Source organism: Sinobaca sp. H24, assembly GCF_023845525.1.
In genome coordinates, this window is the sequence record NZ_JALBWT010000043.1 from 1 (window position 1) to 18,858 (window position 18,858).

Here is an 18,858-nt window from a genome sequence, read left to right on the forward strand (position 1 = left end):
ATAGAGCTGCTCATAAAAAAGTGTATGGAATTGTTTAAAAAGGAAAACGTATTGAAGGAAAATGTGAATGAAAAACTATTGATTGCCCGAACTCATGCAATGGTCGATGGTATAGCCATGCACATTCTTTTTAAAAAAGGTAATATAGACCATGATATAGTTGAAACATTGATTAGAAAAGAAATTGATTCATGGATCAAGTAGATAGGAAATCTTAGAAGAGAAAGGGACGAAAGACGAAGGTTTCTTTCGAAGGTCACTGTGCGATGAATTCACATGTTTATTTACTGGCGGTGTCGGCGTTTATCGTCGGCATGGTCGAACTAATTGTCAGCGGTATTCTTCCAATTATCGCGGAGGATCTATCGGTCTCTATTGCGCTTGCCGGACAGCTGATTACAATTTTTGCCCTCGTGTTTGCCGTAGCGGGACCGCTGCTTTTATCGTTTACATCCAATATCGAGCGGAAAAAAGTATATATGTGGGCGCTTGCCGTGTTTGCTGTTGCTAATATTGGTGCGAGCCTGGCTCCGACGTTTGCAATGCTGATGGCGGCGCGTTTCGTAACGGCTGCCAGCGCAGCGCTCATTATTGTGCTCGCGCTTACGATGGCGCCGAAACTGGTGGAAGCGAAATACCGCTCCCGCAGCATTGGAGTCGTAACAATGGGCGTCAGCTCGGCGCTCGTGTTAGGAGTGCCGCTCGGTGTGCTTATCGGTGAAGCGTTTGGCTGGCGGATTATTTTTGTGTTAATCGCCGTATTGTCAGTGCTGATTGGAGTGGTCATGATTCGCTATCTGCCGCGTATGCAGCCGGTACAGGTAGTCACAGTCGGCCAGCAGATCCGTTCACTCAAGGACATCAAAATTGTAGGTATCCACAGTGTAACGCTGCTCGTCCTGGCGGGCCACTATACGCTGTACGGTTATTTTAACCCATTCATGCAGGAAACAATGGGACTGAACGCTTTCTGGATCAGCGCCATATTCTTTATTTTCGGAGCAGCCGCGGTCTCCGGTGGAGGTGTGGGAGGCTGGTTGACCGACCGGTTCGGCGCGAAAAAAATGTCGCTCACATTTATTGCTTCGTTTGCGGTTATTTTATTCATCCTGCCGTTTACGACAAACGCGATGCCTCTTTTTATTACAGCAGTTGTCATCTGGGGCATTCTCAGCTGGTCGATTGCCCCGGCCCAACAGAGCTATCTGATCGCAGTCGCCCCAGAAACGTCAGACATCCAGCAGAGCGTTAACACGTCGGCGCTTCAAGTTGGCATTGCGTTTGGATCAATTCTTGGCGGTGTCGTTGTAGAGCAGGCGGCCGTCGTGGCAAATTCCTGGGCTGGCAGCGCACTCGTTGTGGTTGCTATGGGATTTGCGCTGCTTGTTTATCGGGCGCCGCGGGTGCAGAAGAAGGAAGTGGAGCTTCATGAAACGTAAAATGCTACGTAAAACAAGACCTCTAAGAATGGCATAAAAAACTCTATTATCAATATCATGCAGAAAGTTTGTCAGCCATGAAGATAGTATCAAATTAATTATGATTCGTAATCCCTGTATTTAAATACGAATGTCAAAAAGAGAGGAGTTGGTCCTAAGTAGACCATTTCTCTCTTTTTGTTTGTAAAGATCATCTCCAGTGAAAAATATTCATTTCAACAATCATCCAATTGGGAGAATATTGAAGTATAATAAACATAACTAACCATACGTAAGAGTGAGTTTTATCTTGATAGAATTTAAAAATGAAACAGGGCGGAGAGGAGTCTGTAATGAAGACGAGAGATGCGGCAATGGTACGTTGGACATATATCTTAGGCATAGCATTACTTATCACTGCGGCTGTGGTTTATATGGAAAGCTGGTGGCATCTGTTTGGACGTTCCCAGCAGGTTGGTGTGACAGCCAGTTTTCTCTTCTTTTTTTTCTCCTGACTTATTTCTGCCGGAAGAATTACCCTTTTATCGCCAGGCTGAGCTTTTTTGCGGGTTTTGTCTGCCTGGGTCCGGCTATTGCTCTCGTAGGAACGATCTACCATTCTCAGGGAGAAAGCTGGTGGCTGTTTTTCTTCTGGCTGCTGCCGGTACTGATGGTTACACTTCAGGTGAAAATACGACCGCTTCTCGTACTGCGATTTCTTGTATTCCAGGCACTGCTCTGGTCGATTATATTTCCTGTCTATTTTAGCTGGCCGGATATGGGGACGCTTATCGGGCTATTGGCAGCATCGGGGATCAACGCTTGTATCTACTGGTGGAGCATAAAAAAAGGGAAGGATACTTTACTGCAGCTTGCCTGGTTTACCGCAATACATGTTTTCCCTTTCTATGGAGCTTTGAGATATGTGCTTCCGGATGTGGAGGTGTTGGCAGGTACAGCCTATCTTGTCATACTGGCAGCTTCCTTTTATGCAGTACGTCATAAACCTGCTGCGCTGAAAATAACGATAGTATTTGCAGGTTTCTATGTATTTCAGTTTCTGTTCATTACTATGATGGATATATACAGTGAATTCGTTTTTGTTCTTATTTTTTTATTTGCTGCCGGTGCGGTATATGCAAGTGTAAAACTCATTACTTCTTTCTCAAAACGCGGACGGGGAATGCAATCTAAATTATTTCTTCTGCATTCAGTGACGCTTGTGGGAGCATTAACAGCGGCAGGCGCTTACAGCGGATTTTTTGGCCTGATTTTATGGGGGGAGCTTCCTTCGATTCTGTTTATTACTATTGTGTTTGTGTTCGGCTTTGTGCTTTTGAGAAAAGAGCTTGATGCTTTTCTTTCTCAGTCCATTGTATTTTTCGGTATGATTCAACTTATGGTTTTAAGCTTTGACGCCGCTGCCTGGCAGATGCTTCCTCTTATAGTGGCAACAGGATTCATCTGGATGCGCGGAGGAAATTCTTTTTACCGAATCGTTGTATATACTCTAGCCAATACAGCTTTCGTTACCTGGCTGTATTTATTATTTGAGAACATGGAGGCTGTGATTTGGACGGCTGCCGGATTAAATATAGTTATAGCAGCAGTTGGATATCGTCCTTTATCGAATCGAATTCTTTATTTATTAGGATATCTTTTTACTATACTGCTTTTGTTTCAGCTTCCTTATACAGTAACAAATGCAGGACCGCTCTACTGGAGCTATTTGGCTGGCTACTTTTTGCTGCTTACCGGTCTGCTTTATCTCCAGGTGCGGCAGAAAGATAGAAGCGCTCTCGCGATCACTGCCGTACTCTGGTTCATTTTTCTTTTTACTCAGTATATTGATCTCTTATGGGAGCATGTCCACCTGGCTTTTACTCTTTTTCTCCTTGGCACTGGATTTCTTCTAACTGCCTATACGTTGGAGAAGAAAAAGCAGCTTCGTTTAGAAGAAGCTCCCCTGCGTACCGGAAAAATGGCAGCCGCCGCGGTAGTGCTTACTATAGTAATCCTGCTGATTCCAGCGGTTCAAAGGGAAGCGGTATTAAGCAGCGGGGAAACGATTTGGCTGGAGGTAGATGACTACGGGCCGGGGTATAAAGATGCAGGAAATCAAGCGTATATAAATATTTATGACGGAACGTACGAGGAGAATTTTCCAGCAGGGAGTTATGTTTACGCCCGATTGGAGGAAACAGAAAATGCCAGTTATCGACTATTGGATATCAAGGCAGATAAAGAAGAAGCGGGATCTCCTTCTCTTCGCGGCAGAGTCAATGCCTGGAACGGTACAGAATTCGGAATCGATTCGTATCCAGCACCTGAAGGAGAAATCAGCCACGTGCTTCTGCGGATAGGAACGGACGGTGTGGCGGTGATTGAGGATGTGCGGTACCGCCAGTAAATATGCAGGAGGTGGAAAGAGATGAAACAATCGGGGACGCTGTACTTTTTCTGTGGAAAAATGGGAGCAGGAAAATCAACGAAATCAAAACAACTAGCCTTGGATAAACAAGCGGTATGGTTGTCTGAGGATGAATGGCTCTCCTCACTTTATCCGAATCAAATTGAAGGATTTGAGGATTATCTGAAATTTTCATTACAGATTAAGCCGTTAGTGAAAAAACATGTCCAAAATATATTAAATGTCGGTACAAATGTGGTAATGGATTTTCCAGCTAATACACAAAAGCAGCGAAAGTGGTTTTTGGAGATGGCGTTAGATGTCCATGCGGATCATCAGCTGATGTTTCTTAATATACCGAACGAGCAGTGCCTGCGTCACATTGCGCAAAGGAGGAACGAACAGCCTGAAAGAGCAGCTTTTGACACGGAAGCGGTGTTTATTCATGTTACTAATTTTTTCGAAGCACCGGAAGCATCTGAGGGTTTAAATATTGTAGAGTGTAGTGGGAGTGAATAACAGGTAAACTAATATAATGCTGCAGTAAATTCCAGCCAGCCGGCGCACTCTATAAACACAGAAAAGGAACTGTCCTTAAAAGACAGCTCCTTTTCTTATGTTCTATTTTTAAAAATAACTGTTTTTCTTTAACACTCGGATCATAGATTCTCCATCGAGTACTTCGCAGTGAAGAAGAAGTGATTTTGGGGACTCCAATTCTTTGATGGATTCTACCGCGTAGGCTTTCCAGTCTGCTTTTGTTTCCGTAAGGGTAAGAACAGCATAGCCGTGCGATGTGCTGTCAAACAGTTCTATCCATGGGTTTGCTGTTTTAATGATATTTTGAAATTCCGTAAACAAACGGGTTACCGGAAGTTTGATTCCTTCCTTGATCACAGAAGGGACGTAGGATTCCACTGCATCGGCCGTTTGTTTAATAGGGAGCGGTACACGTTCCAATAGATGATCGGCATAGTTCTTGGTGGTTTCAATCAGATGATTGGAGCTGATTGGGCCGGCCATAAATTCGACGCCGATCGCTTTGCTTTTCCCATTCCGGTAGTGCTCCTGGATATGCGACGCTTCAAACGTATGGAAATCACCGGTCAGTGCAATAAAGTTAGGCACTGGATGCTTAGCAATCGCCCGGGCAATCGTATTCCGCTCGTAAGGAAACCCGTCCCAGGAGTCAAGATTAATAAAGCGCCCGAGAAATTTAAGCTGCGTGATCTGCACCTGGTTACCCCAAATATTCCATCTGCTTTTCGACGTAGTGAGCTTATTGATCAGCCAGTCACGCTGCGGGGTACCGAGCATCGAGCGTCCGCTGCTTTCTCTTTCTCTACATCCCTCTGTAAAGTAGCGGTCAGCCGGATCGTTTCCACATGGAAAAGAGTCCCGGTATAATCGTTCATCCATCATATAAATAGCGGCGAGGCTGCCAATTTCAATGTGCCGGTATATCGCAAGTGTGCTTTCCGAATCATTTTCTTTTTGATACGTAAAGCGGCAGGGAATGTGTTCAAACCAGGCCTGGTTCGCTGAAGAACGCCGTGCCATATTGGGATCGGGATCATCGTCTGGTGCTACACCTGGATAAAAAGTGTCATTTGCATACTCATGATCATCCCAGACCGCCACCATCGCATGGCGTTCATGAAGGCGCTGGAGGTGAAAATCAGTGCGGTACGTTTTATAAAGCTGCCGGTAATCTTCCAGTGTGTAGGCGGTAGGACTGCCGCTGGGCAGATCTACTTCTCTGAAATTTTCCGTAGCCTGATAATCGGCATTTCCTGTTACTTCATATACGTAGTCCCCCAAATGAACAAAAAAAGCGATGTCTTCTGCCGCCAAATGGGTAAATGCTGTAAAGTGTCCGTTCGTGTAGTCCTGGCAGGAAACGTGTCCGATAGAAACCTGCTTTACCGCCTCGTCTTTTTCAGGCAGCGTCTGGCAGCGCCCAATGGGACTGGTGTAACCGCTTTTTGTAATAAAACGGTAGTAATAGGTGCGGTTTGCTTTGAGAAAGGTATCCGTATCTATCCGGGCGACATAATCATGCTCTTTCCAGACCGGAGCCAGCGCCCGGAGAACCGGGGATGAAAAGTCCTTAGACTCTGCTACTTCAAGCAGCACAAATAAATCTTCTTCCGCAGCAGTGGTAAGAGATGAAGGTTCAGTCTGCCAGAGGGAAGCGTTTCTATCTATTTTTTCATTTGAAGCGCCTTTTATAAAAGAAGGGTTGACTCTCGTCCAGAGAATCATACCGCTGGAGGTGGGATCGCCGGAAACCACGGATTGAGGAAACACCTTCTCAGAAGAGCCGGCTTCAGAAAACATTGAAGGAAATGGATCGGTTATTGGAAAAATGGTGCCTTCCAGAAAGTAAGTAGAAAAGGGGTGGCCTTTTTTAAACATATAGCTGTTATATTCATTCACGCAGAACGCTCCTTTTAAAATTCTCATTGGTCTATTAAAGAGTGTACTACAGATGGCGGAAGGACTCTAGGAACACCCATCATTCTAGTTTTATGTTAGGGTAATTGGCCTGAAGGGAATAGAAGCAGGCAGCAGACTAATGATTTGGTATACTGTACGGGTGGAAAAATACCCACGATAAAGAATACAACGGGAGTGGAAAACAAATGAAAACAAAAGCAATTTTTCTGGATATGGATGGCACTGTCCTGGACAGTCAAAATAATGTAAGCCTGAAGATTAAAGAGGTCATTGATCAGCTGCGAAATCAGGGGCTTTATGTATTCATAGCAACGGGGAGATCGGCAATGGAGGTGAAGTCGCTCGTACCGGATGGCTTTGAAGTGGATGGTATTGTTGCATCCAATGGGATGGAAGGACACATCAATGAGGAAGTGATGTTCGAGCATTCCCTGCCGGTAGAGCTTGTTGAGACCATTATTGCAGGCGCCAGGCAAAAACAGGTGTACTATGAGCTGTTTCCGTATAACGCCCCGCGCATCATGATGGCAGAGGACCGGGAGTTTATAGAGAAAGCGGTAGAAGACCCGAAGCCCGAAGAAGTGGAAATAAATGAATGGATCTCGAGAAAGCAGGCAGTCCGTCAGGATATTGTCTGGACAGAAACACTTCCGGAGCAGGCCGGCTATTCGAAATTTTACTTTTTTTCCAGAACGACAAAGCATATAGATGAATGGAAAGAAGAGCTGGAGCGCTTAAAAGAACATACGAGCTTTACGACGTCGACTTCTTCCTCGCATAATGTGGAAGTTATGTCAGACGGCATCAATAAAGCAAGCGGTATTAAAGAAATGGTGGAAAGGTATAACCTCACACGTGAAGATACCCTGGCAGTTGGAGACAGCCATAACGACCTGCCGATGTTCGAATACGTTCATCACGCGGTAGCTATGCAGAATGCACCTGATGATATTAAAGCGATCACAGATGACGTAACGGAGTTCACCTGCGACGAAGACGGAGTGGCCGCCTACCTGCAGAAAACCTTTCTTTCAGACAAGGCGGACTATAAAGCATAAAGTTTATAGAAGTGATTTAAAAGTGCCGGCTGCCGCGCGTGGAATAAGCGTAAGAACATCATATGCAAATCCCAGAGCAGCTCCTGCTTTTCTGCTGCGTCTTTGTTTTCGTTTCATAAGCACTGCCTTTTCATCTTCACGCATTCGAATACCTCCTAATAATTGGATAATAAAAGCATACCATATAAAAATGTACAGAAAAAGCAAAAAGCAGGTGATCGCATTCTTCATTTAACGTGTCCTTATTGTCAAAGCAGCATATCTATGTGGAAGCCAAGATGGCGCAGCCTGGCTGTTAAGCCATGGGAATTCAAGTGTACCTTCTGCAATAATGTCAGCCGTTTCAGCAAACCACTGCTTATATTTCAGGGGATATTTCTGGTTCTGCTTATTTTCGTTATCATGCCGTTTATTAACATTACTTCGGATTCCCTGTGGGAAGCGTATTTATACTGCTTGATCTTGATTATAATAATTATCCCAATTTACTGGAAGATTACTCGTCTGGAGAAAAAGGAATAACCATCCGGCAGATAGGTTATTCCTTTCGTAAAAAGTGGTAAGAAAAGAGTAAGTTTTTACCATACAATTACCTTTTGTCAGAAAAGAAACAGATAGGGCATGAAGGAAATAAGGAGAGTTGGACGATGACTGAAAAAGAACAGGGGCCACTGGATGTCGTGTTCGAACAAATCAATGAAGCTTCCAAAACGATGAAACTAAAAAGCAGTGTGCAGACGCTGCTGTCACACCCTAAACGAAAAGTAGAAGTATCCTTTCCTGTTGAAATGGATGACGGGCATATGCAGCTTTTTAAAGGGTACCGGACACAGCATAATGACCTGCTTGGTCCGTTTAAAGGAGGCATACGATTTCATCCATCCATGTCTTTAGAAGAATCACAGGCTCTCGGCACATGGATGACATTCAAATGTGCACTCGTGCAGATTCCGCACGGCGGCGCAAAAGGGGGAGTAGCCTGTGATCCGTCCATTCTAAGCGACCGTGAGCTCAGACAGGTCAGCAGAGGCTATGTGGAAGCGTTCTCTGATTTATTCGGACCGGGACGGGATGTTCCGGCTCCTGACGTTTATACGGATCCTAAGACGATGGGAATCATGATGGATACCTACTCACGTTTGCAGGCAGGCATGAAGCGGGAGTTATTACAGGAAAACCTCCTTTAGTCGGCGGTTCCAAAGCAAGAGGAGCAGCTACGGCGCAGGGTGCTGTCTACGTGATTGAACAGATGCTTGAAAAAAAGAAACAGTCCGCAGAAGAGACCCGCGTCGCCATACAAGGATTTGGCAATGGTGGCCAGATTGCGGCAAGACTGCTGTTTGATCAGGGCTTTAAAGTTGTAGGCGTAAGTGATTCCAAAACAGCGCTGTATGACAAAGAAGGACTGGATATTCCTAAAGCACAGAAGGCTAAAGAAAACGCAGCCTCCAGGAATACGGAGAAGAATACCTATTGAACAGCAGTGAAGACGTCCTGTACGTGGAAACAGACATTCTCATTCCTGCTGCAATGGAAGGCGTTATTACAAAAAGTAATGCTTCCCGGATCAAAGCTGCTCATGTTATGGAGCTGGCGAACGGCCCAACCACGCCGGAAGCTGATCACATGCTGAAAGAAAATGATCAGCATGTGTATCCGGACATTCTGGTCAACGCAGGCGGAGTAGTCGTGTCATACTTGGAATCGGTGCAGAATCATATGAATTATTATTGGGAAGAAGACGAGATAAACGAGCGCATGAAGACATTTATTTTAGAAGCGTATGAAAACACAGAAGCTGCGGCCGCTCACTACGATACAACCTATCGAAACGGCGCCATGATTTTTGCACTGCAGAAGCTGGAACAAGCATTGGAATACAGAGGATATCTGTCATAAACAGACAAAAGCCCTTTCTCTAAAAAGAGAAGGGCTTTATCTATCTTCATACTAAATGATGTCAGACGATTTATTTGGTATTTCCTTTTTATTCTGCAGAGGGTGCAGAGCGGGGTCACTATTTCTTCGGTATAGCCTTCTCCATCAATATAGGCTTCCTCACGTTTGACCTTCTCCGTTTCTTTTTCTGTTTCCTGAATTTTTCGTTTGCCTATTACAATTTCATCGGTCACAACTGATGTTTTTTCACTTCGACTTCCTCATCTGTCAGACGCATGTGTATTTCCTCGTTATCCTCCCCGATATCGCCGGGCGCGTCTTTTTCGGTGCTGTCTACCGCACGCCTTTCAATGAAGGCTTCTTCCCGTTGTACCGGCACAGAGATCGTTTGTTCTTCTTCCACAATCTCTTTTGATACGCCGACTTCGCCCTTGTCGACTTTTTTCTTCGTTACATCCAGCTTTTCTTCCCGCAGCGGCATTACCCGTTCCTCGGTGGATTCATCAGCAGGCGCAGCGGGGCTTTTATCTGGTGCGGCTGTTGTATATTCATTGCCTGGCGGCGGAACTCCTGCTCATCTGCAGGTGCTGTATCGTTTGAATGGGTGAGGACGATAATTTGTCCCTTTTTCTACTGCAGATACATGGAATCGGCATCTTCTTTAGACAGCCCCAGCTGCTGAAGCGTGGAGCTCGTGTGTGTATTGGAATCGACATCAGAAGATCCGCCCTTAAAGACATCTTTTATGCTGTCAACAAAGCTTTTATTTTCTTTGGAATGTTTTTCTTCTACGTTCGCCTGCACTCCGGTTTCTCTGGCGATAAAGCTGCCTTCTTTTTCATCATTTAGGACAATGGAAATATTATCGGACAGAACACCTTCCTGCTTCAACGCTGCAATGGCCTCGGCTGCCTGCTGGCTTGTTTTCATAAATGCCTTGTATTGATGCTGTCATCTTACTGCCTCCTCGTAATGTAGTGCTTGTTCCTTTTATCCTTTAACGTTATAAACGATGGTTATAGTACTAAATTGCCCTTACAGCCCGTTATCAAACCTGTATCCCTGATAGTTGAACCAATAGTCCTGTATTTGCTCTGTTTTTAAAACAAAATAATAATAGGAAAGAATTGCCGTTTTTATGTTTTACATACATGACCTGACTGAACGAGTGATTTACATCACAATGCAAAATCGCAAAACCAATTATAATAAAGGGAGAACATCAGTCCTGTAGATAAAAAAGGGGGGCAGTATATGAGTACGATGTACCGCACGATTCTCGCAGCAGTAGCGACGGGTCAGAGGAGGGGTATTATGCGTTTCGGAAGGCGATAAGCATTGCCGGTAAAGAGAAGGCGCAGCTTATTATCTGCACGGTAGTAGATGAGAGGTCTTACACAGGAATTGAATACAGTCCGGCTATTTTTGCAGGATTTGAAAAGTATGCCAAAACATTACTGGCAGAATACAAAACTCAGGCATTGGAGGCAGGGCTGACGAATGTCGAAACCAGTCTCGAGTTCGGCTCTCCGCGGGTTAAAATTCCTAAATCCGCCGCTCCAAAATATAAAGCGGATTTAATTATTGCCGGTGCGGCAGGCACGGAGCTGTGGAAAGACTAATTCTTGGAAGTGTCTCAGAGCATATTGTTAGAAGAGCCACATGTGACGTATTAATTGTACGCAAAAAGAAAGGACACGCAGAAGCCCTGGCTATGACTCCGTAACATGTCCGTATTCATCAATTTCTGCATTGATGGAAATGTCTTCAAGGTATTGAAACATTTTTTGTTTCTCTTTCCCTGCAAAGGAACAATTTGATTGTTGGTAAGGTGATAAGGAGCGAACGAAAGATCAATATCCTCCTCTGAAAGGTCAGTGAAGAACGCCGGTTTCGCAGAATGGCCGCTCACGTAGTCGGGAAAAAGGAAATTTCCTAGGGAATAGGCGACAGGGACGCCTTCATAAAACTCAAACCCCTGCAGCCAGTGCGGGTGTGCACCAACTATAGCGTCTGTACCCGTTTCGTCTACAATACGCTCTACGTATTCATGCTGGTACGCAGCCGGGGTATTCGTTTTTTCCACTCCCCAGTGAAAATTCACCACAAGATGATCGGCCTCCACGGATTGTTCATGGGCCTGGATTGTTTCAATAACAAAATCAAGATCATATCCATTTGTTACACCTGGACGTCCGGGCTGTGCCGCCCAGCTGAAGTCGGGAAAAAAACGGGGTGAACGATAAAAAAGCTACTTTCTGGCCATTAATATCCACTACTTCTGCTTTGTATGCTTCGTCATCAGATCGTCCGGCTCCTATGAATGCCATTTCTTTTGCTTCCAACGCCTCTATGGTATCGAGGAGTCCTTTTTCTCCATAGTCCATCATATGATTATTACCGATATTCACCATGTCGACATGCGCTGATTTTAACGCATCGAGCGCTTCGATATTGCTTTTTATCCAGAACAGCTGGCTGTCTGTTTTTGTTTCTCGTTCGGTGATGGTGCTTTCTAAATTTACTACGCTGTAATCCGCCTTTTAAATTCATTATGTACGTGCTCGAATGGATAATCGTAGCCGTATTCGTCGAGTACCGGGCGCAGGTCCCAGTCAAACATGGTATCGCCTGCAAAGGCAATCGTGAATGGTTCTGCAGCTGGTATAGGCTCGAGTGCTTCTGCTGTTTTTCCGGCTGGTATAGATGGCGCTTCCTGGTGGATGAATCAGATGTATTACCGCCGCAGCCGCCTGTAATCAATAGAAGGCCGGTTCCGATAAAGGATAATAAATATTTCAATAGTATGTCTCCTTCGTTGTAAATGTATGTAATAAGTGAATTTCACTTGTGGTGAAAAAATGGTTTGTTGTCAGTATAGTGGAAGAAAAGTCTAATCGCCTGTGCTATAGTACCTGTGACTATTCTATGGAACGACTGACATGCAGGGGTGAAATCGATTAAATTTAATTAACAGGAGGGTATACGATGAAAGCAGCATATGAACGGATACTAGTAGCGGTGGATGATTCCACAGAGGGGAAAACGCACTCCAGAAAGCAAGTGAAATTGCTAAAGCAAATAATAATGCCAGGCTCATTATTACGCACGTGGTGGATGAAGCAGCCTATGCCGGAGTGCAGACGTTTCCCGTCGATTTCTTTAAAGAAGCGGAGGAACGGGGGAAGGAGCTGCTCCGGACCTGGAAAACGATATGAAGGATGCCGGCCTCACAAATATTGAAACGGTACTGGACCGAGGAAATCCTAAAGTGCTTATTCCAAAAGAGATAGCGACCACAAAACAGGTGGATCTGATCGTCGCAGGAGCTTCCGGAGCGGGCACGGTAGAGAAGTTTGTTATCGGCAGCGTTTCTGCAGGTATCGTAAAACACGCAACCAGTGATGTATTAATTGTTAGAAAAAAAGCGGATGGTTATCCATACGTATCGATTCTGCTTGCCGTGGACGGATCTGAATCGGCACATCGCGCGTTTAAAAAAACACTGCCTCTCGCTAAATCGGAAAAAGCGGAATTAACCATCGCTCATGAATAAATAAAAGAATGCTTTCCAACGTCACGAAAAATAGCAAAGAAGCATTGCAGGCGATGGAAGATGCCGGCTGGAAAATGCTCACAGATTACAAGCAGGAAGCAGAAAGCGAAGGAATTTCCCCTGTCAGGGTGGAAGTAGAACACGGGGCGCCAAAAATGGTGATTCCCCGCAGCGTTGCACCAAGACACCACGCTGACCTTATCGTATCGGGTGCGTCAGGACTAAGCAGCAGGGAACGATTTTCCTTGGCAGTGTGTCAGAGGGCATAACGAGAAGATCTGGTTGTGATGTGCTTATCGTAAGACAGCCATATCAAAATGAAGCAGAACAGAACAGGGGGAAGCAAAATGACGCAGATGTACAAACGTATTCTCGCAGCAGTAGATGGATCAAATGAATCAAAAGCAGCTTTTCAGAAGGCTATGCAGCTGGCGGAACGTGATGAAGCGGAATTGCTGATCTGTCATGTTGTAGATACCACATCCTATGCAGGTATCGAGCATTACAGCACTGATTTCGTAAAGGGACTTGATGAATATTCTCAGAATATTCTTGATGAATTCAAAGCGGAAGCCGAAAAAGAAACAAATCTTAAAATAACAACGATTTTGGAGCATGGATCTCCAAAATCTTTAATACCAAAAAGTATTGTTAAAAAATATCATGTAGATTTAATCATTGTAGGCGCAGTCGGTATGGGAGCAGTGGAACGGTTCGTACTGGGAGCGTCTCTGAACAGATATCGAGAAGAGCTAGTTGCGATGTATTGATTGTACGTTCACAGGAACGCTAGGAATATATCAGGCGGCCGGCGCACATAGTGCCGGCCGCTTTTTTATATGACAAATCATTGAACAAAGCATGCTTTCCCGGCTAAATCGGAGACAGTGCCCGGCAAGACAGGTATAATCGGAAATAACCATACTATGAGGAGGCGTGACTTATGTATCCAACTTTAGAAGACTGTATTAACGATTTAGAAAAGCACGGGCGCCTTATTCGAATCACAGAAGAAGTAGATCCCGACCTGGAGCTTGCTTCTATACATATGCGGGTAAATGCGGCAGGAGGGCCGGCTCTTTTATTTGAAAATGTAAAAGGATCAAAATACCGTGCCGTTTCGAATTTATTCGGGGACCTGGAAAGAAGTGAATTTATTTTCCGAAATACGCTGGAAACAACCCAGCGTTTAATAGCTTTGCGCAGCAATCCGATAGCGGCACTGAAACAGCCTATTAAAAATTTCAGCTCTGGAGTGGCAGGATCTAAAGCGCTCCCTTCGAAAAAGCGGGAAAAAGAGATAGAAGGCTTTGATGAAATAAGCATTGAAGATCTGCCGCTGATTAAACACTGGCCGGATGATGGAGGAGCTTTTATTACGCTGCCCCAGGTTTATTCAGAAGATCCGGAAAGCCGGGAATTATGAACAGCAATCTGGGTATGTACCGGGTACAGCTGGATGGAAACGATTTTGAATTGAATAAAGAAATCGGAATGCATTATCAGATTCACCGGGGTATCGGCGTTCATCAGGAAAAGGCCAATCGGCTCGGCAAGCCGCTGAAAGTGAGCATTTTTGTAGGAGGCCCGCCTTCCCATACGCTTTCTGCTGTTATGCCGCTCCCGGAAGGACTAAGTGAAATGACATTTGCCGGCCTTCTGGCGGGACGGCGCTTCCGTTATACGTACGCAGATGGATACTGCATCAGCCTTGATGCGGACTTTGTCATTACCGGCGAGCTGCATCCGCAGGAGACAAAACCGGAAGGGCCATTTGGCGACCATCTGGGATACTACAGCCTCGTGCATGAATTTCCGATGATGCGTGTGCATAAAGTGTATGCTAAACAGCAGGCAATATGGCCGCTGACGGTTGTCGGACGGCCTCCGCAGGAGGATACGGCGTTCGGTGACCTGATTCATAAACTAACTGGAGATGCGCTGAAAGAGGAAATTCCCGGCGTGAAAGAAGTAAATGCTGTAGATGCGGCAGGCGTCCACCCGCTTTTGTTTGCAATCGGAAGCGAACGCTATACGCCATTTCAGGACGTTCAGCGTCCGGCCGAGCTGCTGACGATTGCCAACCGTATTTTAGGCACGGGACACGTAAGTCTGGCAAAATTTCTTTTTATCACAGCGGAACAGGAACAGACGCTGGATACCCATAAAGAAGTGGAGTTTTTAACGTATATTATGGAGAGATTGGATCTGCACCGGGATCTGCACTTTTACACAAATACAACGATTGATACGCTCGATTACTCCGGGACTGGTTTAAACAGCGGAAGCAAAGTCGTAATAGCCGCTTATGGAGATAAGAGAAGAGACCTGTGCCAAACCGTTCCCTCTCACTTTGAGCAGCTGGAAAACTTCCGTAATGCCGATTGGTTATGCCGGGAATGACAGCAGTGGAAGGACCTGGTTTCACCACGTATGAAGACGCGGAAAAAGAAACTGCCGCATTAAGTGATAGCTTGTTGAAAAATGGAGATATGCCGGAGTGCCCGATTATTATCCTCTGTGATGACAGCACTTTTATTAGTGAAACGGTGTCCAATTTTATGTGGGCTGTATTTACCAGAAGCAATCCATCCCACGATATACATGGGGTGAACAGCTTTTATGATCATAAACACTGGGGCTGCGATAACATGATTATCGATGCAAGGATTAAGCCTCACCATGCGCCGCCGCTTCTTGCAGATCCGGAAGTGGAACAGCATGTTGACCGCTTATTTAAAGATGGGGAAGTTTAAGCCACATCACCTTAAAAAGTGATAAAATAGAAAGCGCAGATTGGGAGACACCCGAAAACCGGGGCCGGTTATTTTCTTACTAAAGGCAATAACCCCAGCAGATTACAGAGAGGGGTATCACTTACATGACGTTTACAGTTAATGACAGATTTAAGATGTTTACGCTGAGCTCAAATGAGCCGCTTACTAAGATATTGTCCAGCATTAGGAAGTGAGCTCGGAGGAAGCAACGTTCAGCGCTTCAGTGATGGGGAAATTAAAGTGAACGTGGAAGAGAGCGTACGCGGTGGGGAAATATATGTGGTTCAGTCCATTGCCCACCCAAGCAGTGACCATTTAATGGAGCTCTTGATTATGATTGACGCATTGAAAAGAGCTTCTGCGAAACGGATCAACTTGGTTATTCCATATTTCGGCTATTCCAGACAGGACCGCAAAGCTCGTTCCAGGGAGCCGATTACAGCAAAGCTGATCGCCAATTTGCTGCAGGCGGCAGGAGCAACGCGTGTCATCACGATGGACCTGCACGCTCCGCAGATTCAGGGATTTTTCGATATTGCGGTTGACCATCTTCTTGGTATGCCGATTCTATCCAAATATTTCGCTGAAAAGCAGATAGAAAATGGAGTAATTGTCGCTCCAAACAACGGTGGAGTAAAAGCCGCCCGGGAGTTGGCTGATATACTCGGTATGCCTATTGCCTTTATTGATAAAAGGCAGACAGGGGCTCGTCAGTCAGAGATTGTAAACATTATTGGAGACACGGCAGGTAAGAATGCGCTTATTATTGATGATTTAATAGATACCGGGAAAACGATGGCATCTGCTGCCCAGGCGCTTAAAGACAGCGGCACGAAAACAATTTATGCCTGCTGCACGCATGCTGTACTTTCAGGTGATGCGGTGAAGCTGATTGAAGATGCGCCGATTGAAGAAATGGTCGTTACGGACACGATCGATATTCCTGAAGCGAAACAAGGACGAAATATGAAAGTGCTATCTGCTGCACCATTATTTGCAGAAGCAATTAGTCGTGTACACAATAGACAATCAGTAGATAAGCTTTTTAAACGCTAATAGTAAAAGCCGCAGAAGAAGAGAAAATGTCTGCGGCTTTTATAAAGAAATCACAATAATTTCACGTACCAAATTTTAATATTAAAAATAAAAGCGTAATTAAAGAACAAAACCTCCAAAATTAAACTTATCAGCCCAGTGTGATGCAGGTCACGTTGCTTTTCGAAAAACTGGTATATACTAAATATAATAAATCCACAAAAGAAAGTGGGAAAAGCGATGAGCACTCGATATAATACTATTTTGACTGCGGTAGATGGATCGGAAGAATCTTATTATGCTTTAAGCAGAAGTATTGAACTGGCCAAAACCAATAACAGCCGGCTGGTTATAACTCATGTAGTGGACTATCGAAACTACAGCCGAATGCAGCTGTATTCTCCTTATATGCTGCCGGCAGCAGAAGAAAAAGGCCAGAACATTCTGGATGAAAGCAAGGAAGCCGCGGAGAAGGCCGGGGTTGTAAGCGTTACTGTATCTATGCAGCAGGGGATGCCAAAATCCAAAATTCCTAAAGAAATCGCACCGGAATATGAGGCAGACTTAATCGTTTCAGGTGCATCAGGAGCCGGGACGTTTGAAAAATTTATTGTTGGCAGTGTTTCAGGAGGTATCGCAAGGCATGCGTCATGTGATGTGCTGATTGTTCGTAACGATCCCGAAAAAAAATACGAAACCATTATGATCCCGGTTGATGGTTCAGATACCGGGCTTGATGCCTTTAAAAAGGAATTGCGATGGCAAAGGATTCCGGTGCCACCTTAGTAATAGCCCATGCCATGCATACACCAATGGTTTCGACTGCTGATCAATACCGTGAGCATATTCTGGAAACATTCAGAGAAAATGGGGAAAAGCTTATTGAGGAGTACAGTCGAATGGCAAAAGAAGAAGGAATGGAGGAAGACAAGTTGAAGTTGTCTCTGCAGGCCGGTTCTCCTAAACTCATTCTTCCTAAAGATACGGCTCACAAATACAACGTGGATCTTATCATTGTCGGGGCCTCGGGATTGAGCAGCACCGAACGATTTTTTCTCGGAAGCGTATCTGAGGGCATTGCAAGACGCGCTGCATGTGACGTGTTAATTATCCGTAATCACCAGTAAGTAAATGAACAGGGGGAATACTGCCGTTTCCCTTGTACATATTTTTACATTAAGTAAGCAGTTTTCAGGTATAAATACATGTTAAAATAATAAATGTAATAGTAAGAGAAGGGCGACTATCAGAGATTATGTAGATAAAGCAGCGGAGCCTCAGCGCCAAAAAAAGAATAGAAAAAACAGTCGATTGGACTGAAGAAGTGAAATATTCTGACTCCATGCAGAAAACAGCTTGTTAAAGCAAAAAAAAGCGCTCCTTTTCAGGAGCGCATTCTTCTTTATTTATTGATTAAACCGCCCTGCTCTTCCTGCAGTTGACGAACGGCTTCTACCTGCATATCGGTTAAAGAACTATAGTTGCCTTTCGTATCTAAAGCCAATAGTACAGCAGTGCCTTTTAGAGAATATTTATTCGTAAGATCTCCAAAATCTTTGGATGTCATCTTATAATCTGCTTCTTCATACTGTCCCTCTGAAGCAAGAGCATAAATATCAAGCTCCGGGATCATTTCAAGCGTAATTGCATCGTTGCCTGCAATATCATAAATGTCCTGTTGTCCTTCTACAGAACGAACCTCAATTTTTTCATTTTTTTGCTTATTATTACTTGTAAACTCATATATCTCACCCTTCTAATGTGTTCTATTCTAGCCATTTCCGAATTATGCAGTATGTAAACATGGAATTAACGAAAAGCAGACTGGGCTTTCTCAGCCCGGCCTGCTTTTACTTCAAATAATAGTATTCCTCGGGTGACATCTCCTGCCCGCTTATCGGCAGAATTGCTTCAAATGATACATAGTAGATAGTCATATTTTCTTTAGAGGGATAGTGAGGATCTTCCTGGTGAGCGAAGCCTTTTCGCATTAAGTCCTGCCAGTCTTCATCAGCAGCGGATCCGTAATAAAAATTCTGAACAGGTACATGGTGGTGTTCCAGACCAAGTGCTTTTTTGAGTTTGCTGAGTTGTGATTCCGAAAGTGTTGCTGCAAATAACATAAGGGAGCACACCCTTTCCTATAGTGGTGAAGTATAAACTATTTTTATGATAGGGGTTGTGTTCATTATTTTCAAGTCATTGAATTTACTATACAGCTGAATCAGCAAATAGACGGGACCAG

The 18,858-nt window shown here is 44.7% G+C and carries 20 protein-coding genes and 4 pseudogenes; 16 read left to right on the forward strand and 8 right to left on the reverse strand.

Annotation, left to right across the window (positions count from 1 at the left end; all coding sequences use genetic code 11):
* The 4 genes from MMY81_RS29185 to MMY81_RS29200 form a co-directional block, all read left to right on the forward strand.
* Window positions 1–204, forward strand: a 204-nt coding sequence (locus MMY81_RS29185) for a hypothetical protein (protein ID WP_252315588.1), incomplete at its 5' end; no start/stop codon positions are given.
* Window positions 205–266: 62 nt separating this feature from the next.
* Entirely contained in the window at window positions 267–1,439 is a 1,173-nt protein-coding gene (locus MMY81_RS29190) for an MFS transporter (protein ID WP_252315589.1), read from the forward strand.
* Window positions 1,440–1,863: 424 nt separating this feature from the next.
* Entirely contained in the window at window positions 1,864–3,828 is a 1,965-nt protein-coding gene (locus MMY81_RS29195) for a DUF2157 domain-containing protein (RefSeq protein ID WP_252315590.1), read from the forward strand.
* Window positions 3,829–3,849: 21 nt separating this feature from the next.
* Window positions 3,850–4,347 (forward strand): P-loop nucleotide/nucleoside kinase family protein, encoded by a 498-nt coding sequence (locus MMY81_RS29200; protein WP_252315591.1) that lies wholly within the window; start codon window positions 3,850–3,852, stop codon window positions 4,345–4,347.
* A 108-nt stretch (window positions 4,348–4,455) separates the two neighbouring features.
* On the opposite strand, the gene MMY81_RS29205 is transcribed toward MMY81_RS29200, so the two are convergent.
* Window positions 4,456–6,267, reverse strand: a complete 1,812-nt coding sequence (locus MMY81_RS29205) for an alkaline phosphatase D family protein (protein WP_252315592.1) — start codon at window positions 6,265–6,267, stop codon at window positions 4,456–4,458.
* Window positions 6,268–6,473: 206 nt separating this feature from the next.
* On the opposite strand from MMY81_RS29205, the gene MMY81_RS29210 reads away from it, so the two are divergent.
* Window positions 6,474–7,346, forward strand: coding sequence for a Cof-type HAD-IIB family hydrolase (locus MMY81_RS29210; protein WP_252315593.1), 873 nt, complete (start codon window positions 6,474–6,476; stop codon window positions 7,344–7,346).
* A 3-nt stretch (window positions 7,347–7,349) separates the two neighbouring features.
* Here the strand turns inward: MMY81_RS29210 and MMY81_RS29215 are convergent, their stop codons facing one another.
* Window positions 7,350–7,490 (reverse strand): hypothetical protein, encoded by a 141-nt coding sequence (locus MMY81_RS29215; RefSeq protein WP_252315594.1) that lies wholly within the window; start codon window positions 7,488–7,490, stop codon window positions 7,350–7,352.
* A 503-nt stretch (window positions 7,491–7,993) separates the two neighbouring features.
* On the opposite strand from MMY81_RS29215, the gene MMY81_RS29220 reads away from it, so the two are divergent.
* Together MMY81_RS29220 and MMY81_RS29230 are read left to right on the forward strand one after the other, a co-directional pair.
* Window positions 7,994–8,533 carry a Glu/Leu/Phe/Val family dehydrogenase gene (locus MMY81_RS29220; RefSeq protein WP_252315595.1) on the forward strand — a complete coding sequence of 180 codons (540 nt, stop codon included), beginning with the start codon at window positions 7,994–7,996 and terminating at the stop codon, window positions 8,531–8,533.
* A 62-nt stretch (window positions 8,534–8,595) separates the two neighbouring features.
* Window positions 8,596–9,245: pseudogene (locus MMY81_RS29230) on the forward strand (Glu/Leu/Phe/Val family dehydrogenase).
* Window positions 9,246–9,474: 229 nt separating this feature from the next.
* Here MMY81_RS29230 and MMY81_RS29235 read toward each other — a convergent pair.
* Window positions 9,475–9,726: a YsnF/AvaK domain-containing protein gene (locus tag MMY81_RS29235; RefSeq protein WP_252315598.1), complete on the reverse strand. Its 252-nt coding sequence runs from the start codon at window positions 9,724–9,726 to the stop codon at window positions 9,475–9,477.
* 149 nt (window positions 9,727–9,875) lie between these two features.
* Entirely contained in the window at window positions 9,876–10,175 is a 300-nt protein-coding gene (locus tag MMY81_RS29240; RefSeq protein WP_252315599.1) for a general stress protein, read from the reverse strand.
* 324 nt (window positions 10,176–10,499) lie between these two features.
* Between MMY81_RS29240 and MMY81_RS29245 the strand changes: the two are divergent.
* Window positions 10,500–10,971 (forward strand): annotated as a pseudogene (locus MMY81_RS29245) (universal stress protein).
* Here MMY81_RS29245 and MMY81_RS29250 read toward each other — a convergent pair.
* On the reverse strand, window positions 10,918–11,400 hold the full coding sequence (locus MMY81_RS29250) for a CapA family protein (RefSeq protein WP_252315629.1): 483 nt from the start codon (window positions 11,398–11,400) through the stop codon (window positions 10,918–10,920). The pseudogene MMY81_RS29245 and the gene MMY81_RS29250 overlap by 54 nt on opposite strands.
* 13 nt (window positions 11,401–11,413) lie before the next feature.
* On the reverse strand, window positions 11,414–11,752 hold the full coding sequence (locus MMY81_RS29255) for a CapA family protein (RefSeq protein WP_252315630.1): 339 nt from the start codon (window positions 11,750–11,752) through the stop codon (window positions 11,414–11,416).
* Between the two features lie 114 nt (window positions 11,753–11,866).
* Here MMY81_RS29255 and MMY81_RS29260 point away from each other — a divergent pair, with 114 nt between their 5' ends.
* The 8 genes and pseudogenes from MMY81_RS29260 to MMY81_RS29295 all read left to right on the forward strand — a co-directional run bounded on the left by MMY81_RS29260 (window position 11,867) and on the right by MMY81_RS29295 (window position 17,740).
* The gene (locus tag MMY81_RS29260) at window positions 11,867–12,004 is read left to right on the forward strand and encodes a hypothetical protein (RefSeq protein WP_252315600.1); all 138 of its coding nucleotides are present in this window, start codon (window positions 11,867–11,869) and stop codon (window positions 12,002–12,004) included.
* Between the two features lie 455 nt (window positions 12,005–12,459).
* Window positions 12,460–12,801, forward strand: coding sequence for a universal stress protein (locus tag MMY81_RS29265; RefSeq protein WP_252315601.1), 342 nt, complete (start codon window positions 12,460–12,462; stop codon window positions 12,799–12,801).
* Window positions 12,802–12,809: 8 nt separating this feature from the next.
* A complete protein-coding gene (locus MMY81_RS29270; protein WP_252315602.1) occupies window positions 12,810–13,070 on the forward strand; it encodes a universal stress protein in 261 nt (86 codons plus the stop codon).
* Window positions 13,071–13,148: 78 nt separating this feature from the next.
* Entirely contained in the window at window positions 13,149–13,571 is a 423-nt protein-coding gene (locus MMY81_RS29275; RefSeq protein WP_252315603.1) for a universal stress protein, read from the forward strand.
* A 173-nt stretch (window positions 13,572–13,744) separates the two neighbouring features.
* Window positions 13,745–15,557: pseudogene (locus MMY81_RS29280) on the forward strand (UbiD family decarboxylase).
* A 125-nt stretch (window positions 15,558–15,682) separates the two neighbouring features.
* Window positions 15,683–16,634, forward strand: a pseudogene (locus MMY81_RS29285) (ribose-phosphate diphosphokinase).
* 219 nt (window positions 16,635–16,853) lie between these two features.
* Window positions 16,854–17,399 (forward strand): universal stress protein, encoded by a 546-nt coding sequence (locus tag MMY81_RS29290; protein WP_252315604.1) that lies wholly within the window; start codon window positions 16,854–16,856, stop codon window positions 17,397–17,399.
* Complete coding sequence (locus MMY81_RS29295) at window positions 17,372–17,740, forward strand: universal stress protein (RefSeq protein WP_252315605.1); 369 nt, start codon at window positions 17,372–17,374, stop codon at window positions 17,738–17,740. Before MMY81_RS29290 ends, MMY81_RS29295 begins: the two co-directional genes overlap by 28 nt.
* Window positions 17,741–18,015: 275 nt before the next feature.
* On the opposite strand, the gene MMY81_RS29300 is transcribed toward MMY81_RS29295, so the two are convergent.
* Together MMY81_RS29300 and MMY81_RS29305 are read right to left on the reverse strand one after the other, a co-directional pair.
* Complete coding sequence (locus tag MMY81_RS29300; protein ID WP_252315606.1) at window positions 18,016–18,180, reverse strand: hypothetical protein; 165 nt, start codon at window positions 18,178–18,180, stop codon at window positions 18,016–18,018.
* 283 nt (window positions 18,181–18,463) lie between these two features.
* Entirely contained in the window at window positions 18,464–18,736 is a 273-nt protein-coding gene (locus MMY81_RS29305; RefSeq protein ID WP_252315607.1) for a hypothetical protein, read from the reverse strand.
* Window positions 18,737–18,858 lie beyond the last annotated feature (122 nt).

Excerpts from the sequence above, each read along its gene's own strand:
- MMY81_RS29220 (WP_252315595.1), top strand. The coding sequence starts at position 7,994 with ATGACTGAAAAAGAACAGGGGCCACTGGATGTCGTGTTCGAACAAATC.
- MMY81_RS29300 (WP_252315606.1), bottom strand. The coding sequence starts at position 18,180 with ATGACATCCAAAGATTTTGGAGATCTTACGAATAAATATTCTCTAAAA.
- MMY81_RS29265 (WP_252315601.1), top strand. The coding sequence starts at position 12,460 with ATGAAGGATGCCGGCCTCACAAATATTGAAACGGTACTGGACCGAGGA.
- MMY81_RS29305 (WP_252315607.1), bottom strand. The coding sequence starts at position 18,736 with ATGTTATTTGCAGCAACACTTTCGGAATCACAACTCAGCAAACTCAAA.
- MMY81_RS29210 (WP_252315593.1), top strand. The coding sequence starts at position 6,474 with ATGAAAACAAAAGCAATTTTTCTGGATATGGATGGCACTGTCCTGGAC.
- MMY81_RS29200 (WP_252315591.1), top strand. The coding sequence starts at position 3,850 with ATGAAACAATCGGGGACGCTGTACTTTTTCTGTGGAAAAATGGGAGCA.
- MMY81_RS29290 (WP_252315604.1), top strand. The coding sequence starts at position 16,854 with ATGAGCACTCGATATAATACTATTTTGACTGCGGTAGATGGATCGGAA.
- MMY81_RS29240 (WP_252315599.1), bottom strand. The coding sequence starts at position 10,175 with ATGAAAACAAGCCAGCAGGCAGCCGAGGCCATTGCAGCGTTGAAGCAG.
- MMY81_RS29270 (WP_252315602.1), top strand. The coding sequence starts at position 12,810 with ATGCTTTCCAACGTCACGAAAAATAGCAAAGAAGCATTGCAGGCGATG.
- MMY81_RS29215 (WP_252315594.1), bottom strand. The coding sequence starts at position 7,490 with ATGCGTGAAGATGAAAAGGCAGTGCTTATGAAACGAAAACAAAGACGC.
- MMY81_RS29295 (WP_252315605.1), top strand. The coding sequence starts at position 17,372 with ATGGCAAAGGATTCCGGTGCCACCTTAGTAATAGCCCATGCCATGCAT.
- MMY81_RS29260 (WP_252315600.1), top strand. The coding sequence starts at position 11,867 with ATGGTATCGCCTGCAAAGGCAATCGTGAATGGTTCTGCAGCTGGTATA.
- MMY81_RS29235 (WP_252315598.1), bottom strand. The coding sequence starts at position 9,726 with ATGCCGCTGCGGGAAGAAAAGCTGGATGTAACGAAGAAAAAAGTCGAC.
- MMY81_RS29190 (WP_252315589.1), top strand. The coding sequence starts at position 267 with ATGAATTCACATGTTTATTTACTGGCGGTGTCGGCGTTTATCGTCGGC.
- MMY81_RS29275 (WP_252315603.1), top strand. The coding sequence starts at position 13,149 with ATGACGCAGATGTACAAACGTATTCTCGCAGCAGTAGATGGATCAAAT.